Below are 17,774 nucleotides of genomic sequence, written 5' to 3'. Positions count from 1 at the left end.
GGGAGCGAGCGAAGCGAGTGACCTGCGAAGTGCGAAGGCGGCTGTGGGGGTCTAAGAAGGCCTGCGAAGTGCGAAACTGGCTGTGGGGGTCTAAAAGGTCCCGGGTTGACAGTGTGGTGGGGGCCGACGCACCGTCTAGCCATGCAAGCCCGGTTTGGTGAACGCGCGCGGTGGTCGGTACTGATCGGGTTGGCGACAGCCGCGTGTCTGGTGGTGGCGCCCGGCTGCAAGACCACCAAGCGGGCGGAGGACAGCAAGCCGCTCGTCGACGGTATCGCGCTGCCGGAGCTGAGCAGCAAGCAGGCCGAAGAGGTTGGCGCTTGGGTCGCGGCGGCGTACGCAGGGTCGGGTGGGGAGGCGCCAGCGGTGCTCCGCGAAGGGCAGGGCAGCGCGTACGTGGCGTTGCGGGATCGGGGCAAGCTGCTCGCCGAGGCCTGGGGCCCCGACGGTGATCTCGCCAACAGCCTGTCCAAGGCGCTCGCTAGCGCGAAGGCGGGCGTGCCAGCGGGTGCGAGTCCGGACACTGTCGAGATCGATCTTGCCCACTCGTTTCGCACCGTTGAGAAGCCCAGCAAGAAGGAGCTGTACCGGGCGGCCTCCGGCAAGCGCACGGGGATCCGCGGGCTCGAGCTCAGCCACGGTGAGCACACCGAGCGCACGGCTCCAACCAAGATGCTGGCCGCTGGCGAGGGCTTCAAGCAGGTCGTCAATCGCTTCTTCAAGCAGGCCGGCGTCGACCACGACGGCTTCGCGGCGGGCGGCAAGGCCCGCGTGTTCGAGAACCAGCAGCTGCTCGTCAAGCTGCCCTCGGGCGAGGGCATCAAGCTGCTGCGCGGCAACGTCTACGTCGAGCCGCGCGAGGTGACGCAAGCCAACACCCAGGCCACCGTTGATCTGTTGATCGGCTGGATGCTGACTCACCTGCACGAGGACGGCCGCATGACGTACATGTGGCTGCCAACGATCAGCGGCGAGAAGCCCAACGACAACAACATGATCCGCCAGTGGATGGCGACCAACGCGTTGATCAAGATCGCCGAGCGCCGCGACGACCCGCAGCTGTGGGCCCGGATCGCCAAGAACATCGACTACAACCTCGAGCATTTTTACAAGCAAGAGGGCGAGTTCGGGACGATCGAATTTCAGGGCAAGGTCAAGCTCGGCGCGGTCGCGCTGGCCGCGATGGCGATCGTCAACCACCCCGAGCGGGCGCGCTGGCAGACCCAAGAGCACGGCCTGCGGCGAACGGTCAACGAGCTGTGGTCCGAAGACGGCTCGTTCAATTGCTTCTTCAAGCCCCGCACCAACGGTGGCAAGAACGCCAACGTCCAGAACTTCTACCCCGGTGAGACGCTCTTGCTGTGGGCGCAGCTGTACCGGGAGAGCCGCGATCCGGAGCTGTTTCGCCGGTTCGTGACCAGCTTCCGCTACTACCGGGCGTGGCACCTGGATCCCAGCGATCCCAAGCGGCGTCGGCCCTCGTTCATCCCCTGGCACACCCAGGCCGACTTCATCTTGTGGGAGGCCCTCCGCAGTCCGCCCGCGGATCCGCCCGCGGTCGAGCCGACGCCAGAGGGCGGGGAGCCGCCCGTCGCTGAGGCCGCGCCGAAGTTGACCCCTGAGGGCTGGCCGGTCGGGACGACCCCCGAGACCCCAGTCGAGTTCGCGCCCGAAGAGCTCGTCGCCTTCGTGTTCGAGATGAACGACTGGCTGATCGACAAGATGGAGGTCTGGGAGGAGTCGGCGTTCGACGACGAGAAGGGCCGCTTCTACTCGCGCGAGACCGACTACGGATCTGCCCACGCGTCGTCGACGGGGGTCTACATCGAAGGGATCATCGACGCCTACGAGATGGCCAAGATCGTCGGCGACAAGCCCCGCGAGGATCGCTATCGCAAGGCGCTGTCGCGGGCGATCCGCAGCGTCATGCAGATCCAGTTCGTCGACGACGTGGACATGTATTACGTGACCGATCGCGAGCGCACCAAGGGCGGTCTGCGAACAACGGTGATCCGCAACGAGATCCGGGTCGACAACGTGCAACACGTGCTGATGGGCGTGCTCAAGGTCGTCGACCGCTTCGCCGCGACCGACTACGGCACCGACTGATCAGGGCTGCGCTTGGTTGGGCTCGGCCTCGAGCTCGCGGAGGATCGCGTCGTCGTGCTCGCCGAGCCGGGGCGCAGCGCGAGCGGGGGTGCGGCCGATCGACGGCAGCGCCGGGCCGGGGACCGTGAGCACGCCGCCGCCGGGCATGGGCGTGTGCTCGAGCAGGCCGGCCGATGCGATGATCGGCTCGCTGCGGGCGTCGTCCAGATCGTGTACGGCGGCCACCGGGAGATCCTTGTTGGCGAAGGTGGCGAGCCACTGCGAGCGTGGTTGGGTCGCAAACAGCTCGGCCACGGCGTCGGCTGCGGCGCGCCCACGCTCACCAAGATCGAGGCCCGCGGAGGCGAGCTCGGGCCGGCCGATCGCTTGGCACAAGCCCTGCCAAAATTTTGGCTCGAGACATCCAACGCTCAGCAGCTTGCCGTCGCCGCAGCGATAGCAGCGGTAGCACGGCACGCGGCCGGCGAGCACGGTCTCGAGCACGCCATCGCCACCAGCGGCGCGGTCGGCCCAGGGCCAGGTGAGCAGGGGCAAGCTACCCGACAGCAGCGGCTGGTTGAGCTTGGCCCCGCGACCGGTGGTAGCCCGACCGACGAGGGCGGCGAGGACCGAGGACGTTGCGAGCAGGCCGGTGTTGATGTCGGCGACCAACACCCGGGGGATGTCTTCGCCGCCGCCGTGCGTCAGGCGTGAACCTGGCAGCTGCCCGAGCAGGCCCGTCAGCCCGGTGAGGTTGAGATCGTGGGCGACGCGCCGATCATCGTCGGCGTAGCCAGGCAGTGAGCAGCTGATCAGACGCGGACACTCGCGCTGCAGCTGGTCGAGATCCAGGCCCCAACCCTGGAGGGTCCCTGGGCGAAAGCTCTCGAGGAACACGTCGGCGCGGTGCAGCAATCGCCGCAGGCGCGCGAGCCCTTGGGGCGTGCGCAGATCGAGGCGCAGCGACTCCGCGCCGCGGTAGTACACGCAAAACCCGACACCGATCCCACCGACCAGCGGCGGGGCGTGGCGCATCATGTCGCCGTGGCGATCCTCGATCTTGATCAGCCGCGCGCCAAGATCGATCAAGCTGCGGGCCAGCACCGCTCCGGGGAGCATGCGAGTGCAGTCGACGACGAGTGTGCCCGCGAGCGCGCCAGCGCTCTCGCTCACGTGGGCTCCTCGTCGTTGCCAGCGTTGTGACCGCTCCGCTCGCCGAGCAGATCCGGATTGAGCGCCTTGGCGATGTCGGGGGCCGACAGCTGGGGGCTCGTGGACGCGCGTGGACGACCGCTGCGCGTCGCTGCCACCGGTCGCGCGGACGAGTCCTGGTCTCGCGTGGTTCCGCTGGTGGGCGCCGGGATCACGGGAGGCGCAGGGCTTGGGGATGGGCGCTTCGAGGCAGCGGTGGGCCCACCAGCGGGAGCAGCGGGAGCGGCGGGAGCAGGCGCCGGACTGGCACCCTGGGGGGCGACGGGCGTCGCGGGGATCCACGAGCTCCCGCTACGATGTGAACCCGCCGTGGGGATCGGTGTCGTAGGTTGGAGCTCGACCTCGAGCTGGGGCACCGAGCCCGCTGCAGCGGTGGGCACCGGCGCAGAACCCGGCGCGTGTTCGCTGGTGACCGAGAGCTCGAGGTGATCGACCGAAGGGGAAGGGGAAGGGGAGGGCGCGGCTTCGGGTGACGCGACGCTGATCGGGCTCGTTGGCTCGTTGGCGACCTCCTCGGGGGACAAGGTGTCGATCTCCGCCTCGTCGAGCACCTCGTCGACTTCGACGACCTCGAGCTCGGCGTCGAGCACCTCGACGACCTCGAGCGGATCTTCTCCGGTGTGCACGCGCTGCTCGGCGCGCAGCGGAATTCGCAAGAAGCGCGAGAGCAAGTATTCGACCTCGCGGCGGAGGTCGTCGAGGTCGCCGTCGTTGTGCACGACGTAGTCGGCGCGCTCGCGCTTCTCCTCCTCCGGCATCTGCGTCCGCATGCGGGCGAGCACGTCGTCGGTCGTGAGCGCGTCGCGGTCCTTGACCCGAGCGATGCGCGTGTCAGCCGTGGCCGCGACCAAGATCACCGCTTTCATCTCGTCTTGCTGGTCGAGCTTCTTCTCGAACAGCAGCGGGACCTCGTAGACCATCACCGGATGGCCAGCCTTCTCGAGCGCGTCGAGGACTTGCTCGTAGCGCTCGCGGATCCGCGGGTGCAGGATCGCCTCGAGCTGTCGGCGCCGCTCTGCCGTAGCGAACACGATCTTGCCCATCTTCTTGCGATCGAGCTCGCCGCGCTCGTCGAGCACCTCGGGGCCGAACGCGTTGACGACATCCGCGAGCCCGGGGCTGCCCGGCGCCACGACCATGCGCGAGAGCTCGTCCGCGGACACGACCGGGATCCCGTATTCCTCGAGCATGGATGCGACCGTGGATTTGCCGCTGCCGATCCCCCCGGTGAGTCCGTAGACCTCCATCGGGCCTAGAGTAACGCTTTTTTTGGACCCCCACAGGCGGCTTCGCACTTCGCGGGTCACTCGCTGCGCTCGCTCCTGGGGGGGCGTTTGTTCGCGGGGGTATGTGTGGCCCCCTAGGAGGGGGCTCTTGTCTGGGCACCTGTAGCCACCGGGTACCGCTCCATTTGCGTGACGTCCTTTGTAAACTGGCGGAGCCGTCCGTGATCCCACATGTATTTTAGACTGCGCCGACTGCAGCCGCTTCGCGTCTGGTCGCTGGCGCGTCTGGTCGCTTCGCGTCTGGTCGCTTCGCTCCTCGGGGCCAGTTGTGTGCAGGCGTATGTGGCCCCCTTCCGGGACTGAAACGGGCTCGCGGCGTCCGCGAAACCACGGCGGTTCATGTTGGGCCCATACGCGACGCCAGCGTCCGCCGAAGTCACCCGAGCCCCCTCCTAGGGGGCCACACATACGCCTGCGCACAAACGGCCCCGAGGAGCGAAGCGACCAGACGCGTCAGCGGCTGCAGTCGGCGCAGTCTAAGGTGCATGTGGGGGTCAAAACTAGACATGGGTGGAAGGGTGGCCGACTCTCGGCCGTGGCCAAGTCTGGCAAGACGCTTCGTCCCCCGCGGTGGCAGGTCAGCCGGGCCGCGTTCGAGCTGAGCGCGCCGGGGCTGAAGCAGTGTCCCGAGGCGACCCTGCCGGAGATCGCGGTCGCGGGGCGCAGCAACGTTGGCAAGTCCAGCTTGCTCAACGCCTTCACCCAACAGACCGGGCTCGCGCGGGTCAGCCGGACGCCGGGGCGCACCCGACTGTTGAACTTTTTCAAGCTGCAGCTGCGCGGGCCGGCCAAGCGCACGGTTGATCTTCGCTGGGTCGACTTGCCCGGCTATGGCTTCGCCAAGGCGCGCCGTGAGGTCCGCGATACGTTTGGCCCGATGATCGAGGGCTACCTGCGCGAGCGGGACAACCTGCGTGCGCTGCTGGTGCTGGTCGATGCCCGTCGTGGGCCCCTGGACGGGGACTTCGAGCTGCTCGAGTTCTGCGCCTCGGTCGAGCTGCCGTGCTTGGTGTGCGTGACCAAGTCCGACAAGCTCGGTGCCGCCGAGCGCGGCCTGCTGCCCAAACAATTCTCGGCTTCGCTCGGCATCGACCCAGGTGATGTGTTGCTGACCTCGGCCAGCTCGGGCTTGGGGTTGACGGTCCGGGATCGCGGGGGCGGGCTGGGGGACGAACTCGCGCGCCTCGGTGACGATGCCAGCGAGGCGCCGAGCGAGACCCCGAGCGAGGCGTCGCCTTGAGCGTTCGGGTGGCGACGCTCGAGGATCTGACCACGCTCGATGCACTCGACGCGGCTTGTTTTGCGCGACCGTGGGGGGCAGCGGGCTGGCGGGCGGCGATCGAAGGCGGTGGGATCGTCCTGTTGGCCGGTGTCCCCGCGCGCGGGCTCGCCTGCGCGCAGGTGATTCTCGAGTCCTGCGAGCTGCGCCGGATCGGCGTGGAGCCGGGGGCTCGTCGGAGCGGACTTGCGAGATCTCTCTTGCGATCCGTCATCGCTCACGCACGTCGAGCTGGCTGCGAGCGGATCCAGCTCGAGGTCGCGGAGGGCAACGTCGCCGCTCGTTCGCTGTATCGCGCCCACGGATTTGGCAGCGTCGGCCGGCGCCCAGGCTACTACCGGGATCCGCCTGACGCCGCCTTGTTGATGGACCTCGAGATCGGTCCAAAGTCGTGATGCAGTGAGCAAGAAGGTGTGCGGGAGCATGCGCGCCGAGAGTGGACGACGGCCGTCGCATCGCATATGACTCGCCCGTGGTCACGACCCAGTTCCAGGTCGAAATCGCGGCAAATCGCCGATTGACCGGGGGGTACTTCGTCCTCGAACTCGCGTCGGAGCGCGCGAACCCCGTCGCGGATGCCACGCCTGGACAGTTTGTGATGCTGCGCGGCGACTGGGGCCGGGATCTGCTCAACGGTCGCGCGTTCTCGGTGCTCGAGCCGATCGATCGCCATCGCTTCTCGGTCCTGCTCAAGGTGTTTGGCCGTGGCACCGCGCTCATGCAAGACATGCCGGTGGGGGCGCCGATGACCGTCACGGGTCCACTTGGCCAAGGATTTCCAGCGCCGACCGAAGGTCGCACCCAGCTGCTGGTCGCGGGCGGTGTCGGGCTTCCGCCGCTCCACTTCTTGGCGCGGACCTTGGCCGCCACCAAAGCACCAACTCCAGAGATGTTTTACGGCGGCCGAACAGCCGACGATCTGGTGCTCACCGACGATCTCGAGCGTTGGGGCATCCCGACCGTGCTCGCGACAGAAGACGGCAGTCGGGGGGTGCACGGCCGGGTCACGGCGCCGCTGCTCGCTCGCATCGAGCTGGCCCAGGCCCGCGCCGAGCCTGTCGAGCTGCTCGCGTGCGGCCCCACGCCGATGCTGCGCGCGCTTCGTGAGATCGGCCTGGCCCACGAAATCCCTACCTACCTGTGCCTCGAAGAGATGATGGCCTGCGGGTTCGGGGTGTGTCTGGGCTGCGCGGTCCCGGTCTACGGTGACAAGCCCTACAAGTACTGCTGCACAGACGGGCCCGTGTTCGAAGCGGCGCAGGTGCGCTGGTGAGCGACGCCGGCCCAAGCCTGGCGGCGATCGCCCCCGAGCAGGTCGAGCTGGGCTGCGCGTTTGGCCCGCTGGCGCTGCGCAGCCCGATCCTCACCGCGTCGGGCTGCTTCGCCTACGGTCAGCAATTCGAGCAGTTCATGGATCTTCGCCAGATCGGCGGGCTCTCGACAAAGGGCATCTCGCCGCTGCCGCGCCACGGCAACCCGCTGCCGCGCATCTACGAGACCGCGTCGGGCATGCTCAACTCGATCGGGCTCGAGAACGTGGGCTGCGAGGTGTTCTTGACCGAGAAGCTGCCGTTCTTGGCCGGGCTCGGCGTCAGCGTGTGGGTCAATTTCTTCGGCACCGACTTCAAGACCTACGTCGAGTGCGCGCGGACCCTGGGCGAGGGCGCTGGCGGCGGCATTGATGTGCTCGAGATGAACATCTCGTGCCCCAACATCAAGAAGGGCGGGATCGAGTTTGGGACCGTACCGGAGGTCGCGCATCGCCTCACCAAGGCTTGCGTCGAGGTCACCGACATCCCGATCGTCGTCAAGCTGACGCCAAACGTGTCCGACGTGGTCGGCATGGCCGACGCCGTCAAGCAAGCGGGCGCAGCCGGGGTCTCGCTGATCAACACGATCACGGGCATGGCCGTCGATGTTCGCAGCCGTCGCTCGCGGATCGCCACGACCTACGGCGGCCTCTCGGGCCCGGCGATCAAGCCGGTCGCGCTGCGCATGGTCCACCAGGTCGCCAGCGCCCTGCCTGGGTTTCCGATCTGCGGCATGGGCGGGATCCTCTCGGGTGAAGACGCGCTCGAGTTCCTGATCGCGGGGGCCCATTGCGTCCAACTCGGGACCATTAATTTTTCTGATCCCGGCGCCGCCGTGCGCGTCACCCACGAGCTGCGCGAGCTCATGGCCACGCTCGGCATCCGCAGCGTCGCCGAGGCCGTGGCCACCCTCCAACCGCACCCAGCCGAGCCCGTGTTTGCGGCCGCTCGACCGGCCGCTCAACCCGAGGGGGAGCCGAGCTGATGTCCAACCACGCTGATCACGGGCAGGGCCTCGATCAAGGCCTCGATCAGGGCCTCGTCAAGATCGAAGCGATGATCCGTCCCTTCAAGCTCGACGACGTCAAAGAGCGCCTGACCGAGCTCGATGTCGGCGGCATGACGGTGACCGAGGTCAAGGGCTTTGGGCGCACGGGCGGCAAGACCGAGTTCTACCGCGGCTCGGCCTACGTCATCGACTTCGTGCCCAAGATCAAGATCGAGATCGTCATCCCCGCCGCGCGCACCGAAGAGGTGATCGCCGCGATTCGCGAGGTCGCGGCCTCGGACCGGATCGGTGACGGGAAGATCTTCGTGCTCCCCGTGCTCGAAGCCGTTCGCATCCGCACGGACGAGCGCGGCGAGTCAGCCCTCTAGATTCATCCAGCCAAGCGAACTAGCCAAGCGAACCGGCCAAGCGAACTAGCCAAGCGAAAAGCACATGAGCGAACAAACGCCCAAGGACGTCATCGACTTTATCCGCGAGCAGGAGATCCGCATGGTCGACCTGCGCTTCATCGACATGCTCGGTGCTTGGCAGCACTTCACGGTGCCCGCCCACGAGCTGAGTGAGGACGCCTTCGAAGAGGGCTTCGGCTTCGACGGCTCGTCCGTGCGCGGCTGGAAGACCATCAACGCCTCGGACATGCTCGTGATCCCCGACGCGAGCTCGGCCAAGGTCGATCCGTTCATGGAGGTCCCGACCCTCGTGTTGCTTGGCAACGCGGCCGACACGATCACGCGCAGTGACTACGAGCGCTGCCCTCGGTCGTTGGCCGCGCGCGCCGAGGAGTACCTGCGCTCGACCGGGATCGCCGACACCTGCTTCGTCGGGCCCGAGGCGGAGTTCTTCACCTTTGACGATGTCCGCTACGAGACCTCGCCGCAGCGCAGCTTTTACGCGCTCGACTCGGACCTTGGCCACTGGAACAGCGCGCGCGAGGAATTCCCCAACCTCGCCTACAAGATCCGGCACAAGGGCGGCTACGTGCCCGTTCCGCCCGCCGACGCGCACCACGATCTGCGCACCGAGATGGTCCTGACCCTCGAGGAGCTCGGGATAGTCGTCGAGCGGCAGCACATGGAGGTCGCAACTGGCGGCCAAGCCGAGATCGACATCCGCTATGACTCGCTGCTCAGCCAGGCGGACAAGATCACGTGGTTCAAGTACGTGATCAAAAATGTCGCGCGGCGGGCCGGCAAGACCGCCACCTTCATGCCCAAGCCGCTGTTTGGCGACAACGGCAACGGGATGCACACGCACCTGTCGCTGTGGAAGAACGGGCAGCCGCTGTTTGCCGGCGAGCAGTACGCCGGCTTGTCCGAGCTGGCGCTGCACTTCGTGGCGGGGATCCTCCACCACGCACCCGCGCTGTGTGCCTTCACCAATCCGACCACCAACAGCTACAAGCGCTTGGTCCCGGGCTTCGAGGCGCCGGTCAACCTGGCGTACAGCTCGCGCAACCGCTCGGCCGCGATTCGGATCCCGACCTACAGCAGCTCGCCCAAGGCGATCCGCATCGAATTCCGCACGCCCGATCCCGCGTGTAACCCCTACCTCGCGTTCTCCGCCCTGATGCTCGCCGGTCTCGACGGGATCCAAAAGCGGATGGATCCGGGGGAGCCGCTCGACAAGGACATCTACAGCCTCACCCCCGAGGAGCTCGCCGGGGTTCCTTCGGTCCCTGCGTCGCTCGAGGGGGCTCTCGACGCGCTCGAGGCCGATCACGAGTTCCTGCTCGCTGGCGACGTGTTCTCGCGCGATCTCCTCGACGCGTGGATCTCGTGGAAGCGGACCAACGAGGTTGGTGAGGTTCGCTCGCGACCCCACCCCCACGAGTTCTCGCTGTACTTCGACTGCTGAGAGCTCGTCCGCTGAGCTTGCGGGAGGCGCCGCCGCTCGGATACGCTTGGGCACCCATGCGCAGCTCGGACCTCTCACTGCGAGGCCGTATCGCGGCTGCCCTGATTGAGCGCACGCCGCCTAAGGTCGCGTTGGCGGCGAGTCAGGCCATGGGAATGGCCACTCGCCTGCCGCTCCCTGCCGGGGTCAGTCGCGCGGCGGTCTCGGCCTACTCGCGCTACTTCTCGGTCGATCTCGCTGACGTCGACCCGGACCAGCTCGCGCAGGGCTTCCCCAGCTTCGACGCGTTCTTCACCCGCGGCCTGCGCGACGGCGCCCGGCCCGTCGACAAGCGGCCAGAGGTTCTGATCTCACCATCCGATGGCCGCCTCCGCGAGGTCGCCGAGGTCGAGGCCCAAGGGGTGGTGGTCGCCAAGGGGCACGCGTACGCGATCGGTGAGCTCATCGGTGACTCCGAGCTCGCCGCACGCTTCGTCGGCGGGCTTCAGGCGGTCATCTACCTGCACCCACGCGACTATCATCGCGTCCACGCGCCGATCTCGGGCGTCGCGACCCGGATCATGCTGATCCCCGGCCGGCTGCTGCCGGTCAACGACGCGGCCGTCGCCCGAGAGCCCAGGTTGTTTGCTGTCAACGAGCGTCAAGTTCATGTCATCAGGACCGACCATGGAACCGTCGCAGTCGTCATGGTCGCCGCGTTTGGGGTCGGTCACATGAGCTGCGGATACCGGCAGGTCGACGCCCACCCAACCCAGACGCAGTCGCTGGAGCTCGAACCGCCGCCGTTCTTGGCCAAGGGCGACGAGCTTGGTGTGTTCCACCTGGGGAGCACGGTGGTGTTGTTGACGGAGCCCGGCTTCGAGCTCGTCGATGGGCTTGGGCCCGACTCGCGCCTCGAGTTTGGCCAGGCGCTGCTGCGACGCAAGGAGCCGTCATGAGCTGGACAGTTGCGGATGATGCTTGGCTCGTCGGGGCCGGGGCGGCCCCCGCGGAGGGCCCGATCGATGCGCTGGATGAGCGCCTACTCTCGGCACTCTGGGTTGGCAAGCCAGCGACCGAGCACGTGGATGCCCCGGCCGACGACGCTCCTGGACCGGCGATCCCCGATCCCGAGCAGGACGCTGCGGCTGCTGGAGTCCCGCCGCCACCCCACAGCGCAGCGTTCGATGAGCATCAGGAGCGGCCGTCGTGGGAGAGCGGTTCGTATGCCGCCGACCCGGAGGAGCAAGCCCGAGAGCAGGAGCAGCAGCTCGTGCCCGAGACCGACGACGCGCCCGCGCAGACGGTGTCCAACGCGGCTCCGGCGGATGGGGGAGAGAGCTTTCACATTCCGGCGCTGTCCCTGAGCGCCCAGCCCCCTGGTCCGGATCCCGCGCCCGCGCCAGACGAGGTGGAGACCACCCCCGAGGTTGCCACGCCTGCCCCCGAGGAGGCCGCGTTCGTCATTCCAAACTTGAGTCGGCCGGTGGCGCCAGCCGTCGCTGCGCCAGCCGTCGTTGCGCCAGCCGTCGCTGCGCCAGCAGTCGCTGCGCCGGCCGTAGTTGCGCCGGCCCCGGCGCAGCATCCCGTGCTCGACGCCTCTGGTGAGGAGCCGATCGCACCTGCCGCTGCCGACGCTCCCGAGTTGGCCGCGGCCGATGCCGAGCACCCTGTTGGAACCGGTGCCCCAGAGGTTCTCGAGCGCGTCGACTCGTCCGAGCTCGAATTGCTCGCGGATGATGACGAAGACTCAAAGACCAGCGAGGACAGCGGTCCAGATGCGTTCGCTGGCTTTGTCATCCCGATGCTCGCGCGGCTGGAGCAGAGCCCATCGGCCCCGCTCGCCCCCCCAGTGGCGCCGGTCCGGCCTGATGCGGCCGCGCAGGCGCCTGACCCAACGATCGCCGAGGCGGGGGCGCCCGCCGAGCAGCAGAGTCGCGACACACCAAGCAGCGGGCTGAGGCCGCCAGTGGTGGGAGCAGGCGCAACCGCGGTCGTGATCCCATCTCTGACCCGCCAAGAGCCAGCTGTTGCGCCGCCTCCTCCACGCCCGCCGGCGATCCCTACGGCAGACGCGGACCACGAAGAGGAGATCGACCCAGACGAGGCCGAGAGCCTCGAGGCCGAGGGTCTGGAAGTCGAGAGCCTGGAAGTCGAGAGCCTCGAAGTCGAGAGCCTCGAAGTCGAGAGCCTCGAAGTCGAGAACCTCGAAGTCGAGAACCTCGATAGCGCCGATCTCGAGGAGGTCGATCATGGGACGCCGACCGCCGCCGCCGAAGAGGTCAAGCCGCCGACACCGCCCGAGGCGAAGCCTCAGCCGAAGCGGCGCAAGGCTTGGTACGACGACGTCTTCGCCGAGCACTTCTTGGCCCTGTATCCGTCGAGCTGGGAGGAGACCGCGGCGCGAGACGCCGAGTTCATCCACGCGCAGCTGGGGCTTCCCGAGGGCGCGAACGTGCTCGACGTTGGGTGCGGCGAGGGAGCCCACGCCGTCCAGCTCGCCAAGCTGGGCCTGCGCATGACTGGGCTCGACAATTCGCTGGCGCTGCTGCTGTCTGCCGCACAGTCCAAGGAGCTCGCCGGGATCGAGGACGACAGCGTCGTGTTCATGCACGGCGACATGCGTCGGCTGCCCCGTGATCGTGAATTCGACGCGGTCGTGTGTGTTGGGTCGACCTTCGGCTACTTCGAAGAAGAACAGAACCGCCTGTGCTTGCAGGAGATGTACGAGCGGCTCCCCACCGGGGGCAAGCTCTTGCTGCACGTGTTCAACCGAGACTTCGTCGCGCCGCACCTGCCCTCGAGGAGCTGGTGGCAGGGCAAGCGGTGCATGGTCATCGACGAGGCAGAGATGAACTTCTTTGCCAACCGTCTGCGGATCCACCGAACGATCATCTTCGACGACGGGCGGCAGCACGAGCACTACATGTTCATGCGCGCCTACACCGTGCAAGATCTCGGCAAGGCCATGTCCCAGATCGGTCTGCGCGTGATCGAGGTGTCCGGCAGTCGTGACACCCGGGGTCGGTTCTACGGTAGTGCATCTCCCGACATCTGGATGGTCGCGGAGCGAAAGTGATCTCTCCAAAAGTCGCTGCCGGCGGCGGGGCTGGCCGAGGGGTGGGGGAGCAGGGGCGAACCAGTGTCCAGGCTGGGTGGCGGCAGTAGTAGCCGGGCAGCGAACCGAGTGACAAATGTGTCGTAGATCGACGCCAGTGTGTCGAATTGCCATTGTCCCTTGGATCCAAAGAGAGCGTTGCCGCCTGGCACGAAGCGCCGAAAATGTGACGATTTCATGCACGGCGCGCGGGCCGGCTGGGCGAGTTGGAGCCGCCAATGCCTGCGTAGACTTACCTAGGTAGGTCATCGAGCCGTTTCTCGGGACCCTTCGCTCGCCGCGCGCGCCGATCGATCCAGAGCCGGCACCCGCGGTGGCACAGTGCTCGCACCGTCGTTCGCCGTTGCCGAGAACCAACTTCACCGCTGTTGGATCGTCCTACATCGGGGTACCTCGTCCCCGGCGAAACCCGACACGCGCTGTCGTGTCAGTGAAGCACCCCTGTTCGCGTTGGTCCACCGCGCCGAACACTTCGCCACGCTCGAGCGTCTTTGCGAAGGCATCGTTTCTCATCGGGCATGTTAACTCGGGCATAAAGATCGAGACCAACGGTTCCGCGCCCACCTTCTGTCCCAGGCTCATCGGAGCCGCACCCGCGTCCACCCGGCTCTGGCAAGCGCCTTGTGCGCAGAAATGAGAGAACATCATGGCACGTCGCAAGGTCACCCGCGGAGCACCCCCGCAGCTCGCTCGCTCATCGCGTACCAAGACCTGGCCCAAGGGCGCGGGCAAGACCACCGGAAAGAGCGCTGCTCGGGCCAAGAGCGACGCGGACTCGGCCAACTTCCTCAGCGTTTATTTCCGCGAGATGTCCGATCTCGACGTGATGAGCGCCGAGCAGGAGCTCGAGGCAGCAACCCGGATCTTTGGGCTTCGCAGCGCCTATTGGCAGGCGATCCTCTCGTATCCACCCTTCATTGACGCGATCGTCACCGCGATCGAGCAGCAGATCGACAACGACGAGGTTCCGTCGAAGGAGCTTCGGGCCGTGCGCAAGTCGTCTCGCAACCTGCGAGATCGCGAGACGCGGGCCCACAAGGACGCCTTCGACGCCGCCATGCTCGCGCTCACCGAGCGCATGCTCGACCTCGACACCGACAACATCGTCGCGGATCAGCTCGCGGCCGACGTCAACGCGATCGAGGCGGGCACCCGTCACGGGTTGCAGCTCGAGGTCAAGCCGCCGCGCGACGGCAGCCGGCCCTTCGCCGAGTACGCAAAAGACATTCGTGTCGCGGGTCGGCGCTTGCGTTCAGCCAAGAACGCGTTCGTGAAGGCCAACCTCCGCCTCGTGGTGTCGATCGCCCGGCGCTTCAACCACGGCCGGATGCCGCTTCAGGATCTGATCCAAGAGGGCAACATCGGGCTCATGAAGGCGGTGGATCGGTTCGACTATCGCAAGGGGTTCCGGTTCTCGACCTACGGCAGCTGGTGGATCCGTCACGCGATCAGCCGCGCGATCGCAGACAAAGGTCGGCAGGTCCGACTCCCGGTCCACATGATCGACGCGTACCACAAGGTCAACAAGGCGCGCCGAGAGCTCGAGGCCAAGTTTGGCCGCGAACCAACCCGCGAAGAGCTGGCCAAGCACACGGGGCTCGCCCTCTCGAAGATCGAGAAGATGGGGACGATGCTGGTCGACAGCCCGATCTCGATCGACAAGCCCGTGTCCGATGACGACGGTCGGCGAGTGGGTGACTTCCTCGAAGACGAGAACGCCGAGACCCCGGGTGAGGGGCTGGAGGCCGATGCGCTCAACGAGCAGGTCAAGCGGCTCGTGTCCAAGCTGCGACCGATCGAGGCCGACATCATTCGCAAGCGGTTTGGCCTGATCGACGAGGACGAGCTCACCCTCAAAGAGATCGGTGGGCAGTACTCGCTGTCTCGCGAGCGCATTCGGCAGCTTCAAGAGCAGGCGCTCGGGAAGATCCGGCGCGAGCTCAAGCGCCTCGAGCTGATGTAGTCGGCGCGTGGTGACCACGTCGGGCACGGTGACATCGAAGGGGTGTCACCGTGCCCGATTTCATTGACGCGCGCCGAACTTCCACGCCCTGCTAGACTGCGGCGTGTCCTGGTTGCGGGGTCGAGCGCTGCTGATCATCGCGGTCGTGCTCGCCGGCAGTTGTGTGTCGCAAGAGATCACGCTGGCGCAACAGCGTCTGGCGCAGTCCGGCGGGGAGCTCGAGTTGATCGGGGACCTCAACGGCCATGGCGCGGCGATCGTGCTCGTCGACGGTGTCGCCGCTCACTCGGCGGTGCTCGACGGACAACGCTTGAGCGTTCAGGTACCCCCGTTGCCGCGCGCCGGCCTCGTCGACGTCGAGCTGGTGTTCGCGGACGGGACCCACGAACGACTGCTGGGTGCGCTCACGGTGAGCGCACCCAGCCTGAATGTCAGCGACTGAAGATCTACGTGAGCTCGATTCGGAACAGCTGCTGGCCGATCAAGATCAGCGTGCCTGGCCGAATCAGCTGGCCCGGACGGACCCGCATGTAGGTGCCGTTGGAGCTGCCAAGGTCTTCGAGAAACACTCCGTCATCATCGCCAAACACGCGGCAGTGGCTACCTGAGACGTAGCCATCGTCGGGGAAGGTGATCTCGCCGTTCTCCCGGCCGATCGCCACGCCTTCGCTCTTGACGGGGTACGCCGCGGCGATGCGGTCGGGGCTGACCATCACGCTGACGCGACCCCAGTAGCCTGGGTTGGGGCTCCCCATGCGCTCGGTGCCGTCCGCGGTGGGCGTGGGCTCCGGCAGGTCTTCGTAGAGCAGGAGCTCTTGACCGACCCGGAAGAAGTCACGGTGCTGAAGCTCCGCGCGGCCCTCGAGCTTGAGATACACGCCGTTGACCGACCCGCTCGCATCGATGAGCAGCCCTTCGTGCGTCGCGGTGAGCTCGGCGTGACGGGGATCGAGGTAGGCGTCGGAGTCAAACGGTGGGCCGTGTTCGCGGCCGATCGTCTCTGGGCCACCCTCGATGACGAGCACGCCGCCCTCTGTCCCATCTTCGCGCAGCAGCACCATGCGGATCGTGGCGATCCCTCCTGCCATCGCGGGTCGCTGGCTCGCGTCCATGAACATGGTCTTGGCCGCGGGCGCGATCGGTTGCGCCGGTGGGTTGTGCTGCGGCGGGGGAGGCGACTGGGGTGACGACTGGGTAGGCGCGGGCCCGACCGATGTGTTTGGCTGGGGAGGAGCTGGCGCCTGAGCGGGCGGCGGGGTGGGAGCCGCCTCGAGGTTGTTTCCACAGGCCCCGCAGAACTTGAACTGGGGAGGGTTTACCGTCCCGCAATTCGGGCAGCTGCGAGGTCCCGACGAAGGCGCTGCTTGTCCACCGTAGGGTTGCCCGGCGCCGCTCGCTTGTCCGTAGGTGCCCTGCTGTGACTGACCGTACGGCCCTGGCTGGGGCGGCTTTGGCGGGGCTGGAGCCGGGGGGGCCTCGGTCGGTCCGTAGGCTTGGGGCTGCGGAACGGGGGCCGGGGGCGCTCCGGTCGGTCCGTAGGCCTGGGGCTGCGGAACGGGGGCCGGGGGTGCGCCGGGAGGCGAGCCGTAGGCCTGCGGCTGCGGCTGCGACTGCCCTGGGGCCGGGGGCGCCGGCGGCGATCCGTAGGCTTGCGGCTGCATCGGCGCAGGAGCGGGCGCTGCTTGCGGACCCGGAGCCGCGTACTGCGGCGGGCTGGGGGCCATGGGTGGCGGCACCACGCTTGGCGGCGGCGGCTGCACGGGGGCGGCCGCCTGACCAGGCGCTGGCAGCTTGGCACCACAGCCAAGGCAGAACTTGTAGTGGTCTTGGTTTTCCTTGCCGCAGTTGGGGCAGACGATCACAGGTGCCTCATGAGATCTCGACGCGGAAGAGTTGCTGACCGACGAACAGATAGTCGCCGTGGAACAGCTCCTGTGCACCCTTGATGCGCACGAAGGTGCCGTTGCGAGAGCCGGTATCGGTGAGCAGGACCTTGGCGTCGTCGGAAAGGTCGAGCTTGGCGTGGTGCCCGGAGATGAACCGGTCGTCGGGGAAATCGAGATCGTTGGCTTCGCGGCCCATGGTCATGGTCGTCGCGTTTGCTGACTTGACCAAGCCCTGACCGCCGCCAGCGAGGAGCTGAATCACACGAAACGCCCCGTCGGGCCGCGGGCTGCCGTAGAAGTAGGTTCCGGCCTCGTTGGCGCCGTACTCGGGCAGCGCCTCGCTGTCGAGCTCGAGCAGCTGCTCGCCCACGAGGAACAGATCGCCGTGGTCGAGCGGTGTCGGCCGCTTGATGCGAACGAACACGCCGTTGTTGTTGCTCAGATCCTGGACGAACAGCCGACCGCTCTGGACCGAGAACTTGGCGTGCTCGGGGGTCAAGAACACGTCTTCGCTAAACTTGATGTCGCCCTGGGTGCGGCCAACGATGTGGGTTGTGCCGCTCAAGTGGTAGGTGACGCCGTCGCCACCTTCGCCCTTGATGACGACGAGCCGGGGTGCCACGGCTTGCTGCTGCAGCGCCCCGAAGAACATCGTCTTGACGGCCTGCTTGTTGTCGTCGTCGAGCGGCTGGCCAGTGTTTGGATCGAAGCGAAGTGGAGGCGCCGCGGCCGGTGGTGCCTGGGGTGGAGGCGCCGCGGCCGGTGGTGCCTGGGGTGGAGGCGCCATCGG

15 protein-coding genes and 1 pseudogene are annotated in these 17,774 nt (G+C 67.3%); 11 read left to right on the top strand and 5 right to left on the bottom strand.

Translation table 11 applies throughout. From position 1 onward, the window contains the following. The first annotated feature begins 141 nt into the window (after positions 1-141). Positions 142-2,109: a hypothetical protein gene (locus DB30_RS24715; protein WP_052553239.1), complete on the top strand. Its 1,968-nt coding sequence runs from the start codon at positions 142-144 to the stop codon at positions 2,107-2,109. Here the strand turns inward: DB30_RS24715 and DB30_RS24710 are convergent, their stop codons facing one another. Both DB30_RS24710 and coaE read right to left on the bottom strand, forming a co-directional pair. Next, a complete protein-coding gene (locus DB30_RS24710; protein ID WP_052553236.1) occupies positions 2,110-3,261 on the bottom strand; it encodes a CoA transferase in 1,152 nt (383 codons plus the stop codon). Beyond that, the gene (gene coaE / locus DB30_RS24705) at positions 3,258-4,547 is read right to left on the bottom strand and encodes a dephospho-CoA kinase (protein WP_052553235.1); all 1,290 of its coding nucleotides are present in this window, start codon (positions 4,545-4,547) and stop codon (positions 3,258-3,260) included. The genes DB30_RS24710 and coaE overlap by 4 nt, the downstream gene beginning before the upstream one ends. Before the next feature lie 574 nt (positions 4,548-5,121). Here coaE and yihA point away from each other — a divergent pair. The 10 genes from yihA to DB30_RS24655 all read left to right on the top strand — a co-directional run bounded on the left by yihA (position 5,122) and on the right by DB30_RS24655 (position 15,540). Beyond that, positions 5,122-5,826: a ribosome biogenesis GTP-binding protein YihA/YsxC gene (yihA, locus tag DB30_RS24700; RefSeq protein ID WP_052553232.1), complete on the top strand. Its 705-nt coding sequence runs from the start codon at positions 5,122-5,124 to the stop codon at positions 5,824-5,826. Continuing rightward, entirely contained in the window at positions 5,823-6,260 is a 438-nt protein-coding gene (locus DB30_RS24695; RefSeq protein ID WP_146660461.1) for a GNAT family N-acetyltransferase, read from the top strand. Before yihA ends, DB30_RS24695 begins: the two co-directional genes overlap by 4 nt. A 77-nt stretch (positions 6,261-6,337) precedes the next feature. Continuing rightward, positions 6,338-7,138: a dihydroorotate dehydrogenase electron transfer subunit gene (locus tag DB30_RS24690; RefSeq protein ID WP_146660460.1), complete on the top strand. Its 801-nt coding sequence runs from the start codon at positions 6,338-6,340 to the stop codon at positions 7,136-7,138. Between the two features lie 26 nt (positions 7,139-7,164). Then, the gene (locus DB30_RS24685; RefSeq protein ID WP_146660464.1) at positions 7,165-8,160 is read left to right on the top strand and encodes a dihydroorotate dehydrogenase; all 996 of its coding nucleotides are present in this window, start codon (positions 7,165-7,167) and stop codon (positions 8,158-8,160) included. Next, positions 8,160-8,552 (top strand): P-II family nitrogen regulator, encoded by a 393-nt coding sequence (locus DB30_RS24680; protein WP_052553228.1) that lies wholly within the window; start codon positions 8,160-8,162, stop codon positions 8,550-8,552. Before DB30_RS24685 ends, DB30_RS24680 begins: the two co-directional genes overlap by 1 nt. A gap of 64 nt (positions 8,553-8,616) precedes the next feature. After that, entirely contained in the window at positions 8,617-10,038 is a 1,422-nt protein-coding gene (gene glnA, locus DB30_RS24675) for a type I glutamate--ammonia ligase (RefSeq protein ID WP_052553227.1), read from the top strand. A 155-nt stretch (positions 10,039-10,193) separates the two neighbouring features. After that, complete coding sequence (gene asd / locus DB30_RS24670) at positions 10,194-10,976, top strand: archaetidylserine decarboxylase (RefSeq protein WP_052553224.1); 783 nt, start codon at positions 10,194-10,196, stop codon at positions 10,974-10,976. Next, entirely contained in the window at positions 10,973-13,096 is a 2,124-nt protein-coding gene (locus DB30_RS43435; RefSeq protein ID WP_052553222.1) for a methyltransferase domain-containing protein, read from the top strand. Before asd ends, DB30_RS43435 begins: the two co-directional genes overlap by 4 nt. A gap of 685 nt (positions 13,097-13,781) precedes the next feature. Beyond that, positions 13,782-15,098 carry a sigma-70 family RNA polymerase sigma factor gene (locus tag DB30_RS24660; RefSeq protein ID WP_052553217.1) on the top strand — a complete coding sequence of 439 codons (1,317 nt, stop codon included), beginning with the start codon at positions 13,782-13,784 and terminating at the stop codon, positions 15,096-15,098. 103 nt (positions 15,099-15,201) lie between these two features. Beyond that, entirely contained in the window at positions 15,202-15,540 is a 339-nt protein-coding gene (locus tag DB30_RS24655; RefSeq protein WP_052553215.1) for a hypothetical protein, read from the top strand. A 4-nt stretch (positions 15,541-15,544) separates the two neighbouring features. Here DB30_RS24655 and DB30_RS42435 read toward each other — a convergent pair whose 3' ends face one another. The 3 genes and pseudogenes from DB30_RS42435 to DB30_RS24645 all read right to left on the bottom strand — a co-directional run bounded on the left by DB30_RS42435 (position 15,545) and on the right by DB30_RS24645 (position 17,771). Further along, positions 15,545-16,210 (bottom strand): FHA domain-containing protein, encoded by a 666-nt coding sequence (locus DB30_RS42435; RefSeq protein WP_052553213.1) that lies wholly within the window; start codon positions 16,208-16,210, stop codon positions 15,545-15,547. A 168-nt stretch (positions 16,211-16,378) separates the two neighbouring features. Continuing rightward, a pseudogene (locus DB30_RS43165) lies at positions 16,379-16,960 on the bottom strand (zinc-ribbon domain-containing protein); the annotation flags it as partial. Positions 16,961-16,967: 7 nt separating this feature from the next. Then, the gene (locus tag DB30_RS24645; RefSeq protein WP_052553211.1) at positions 16,968-17,771 is read right to left on the bottom strand and encodes an FHA domain-containing protein; all 804 of its coding nucleotides are present in this window, start codon (positions 17,769-17,771) and stop codon (positions 16,968-16,970) included. Positions 17,772-17,774 lie beyond the last annotated feature (3 nt).

Origin of the sequence: Enhygromyxa salina (assembly GCF_000737335.2) — a bacterium.
GTDB classification, from domain to species: Bacteria; Myxococcota_A; Polyangia; order Nannocystales; family Nannocystaceae; genus Plesiocystis; species Plesiocystis salina_C.
The sequence above is the reverse complement of the archived record's forward strand: the minus strand, read 5'-3'. Positions and strand labels throughout refer to the sequence as shown.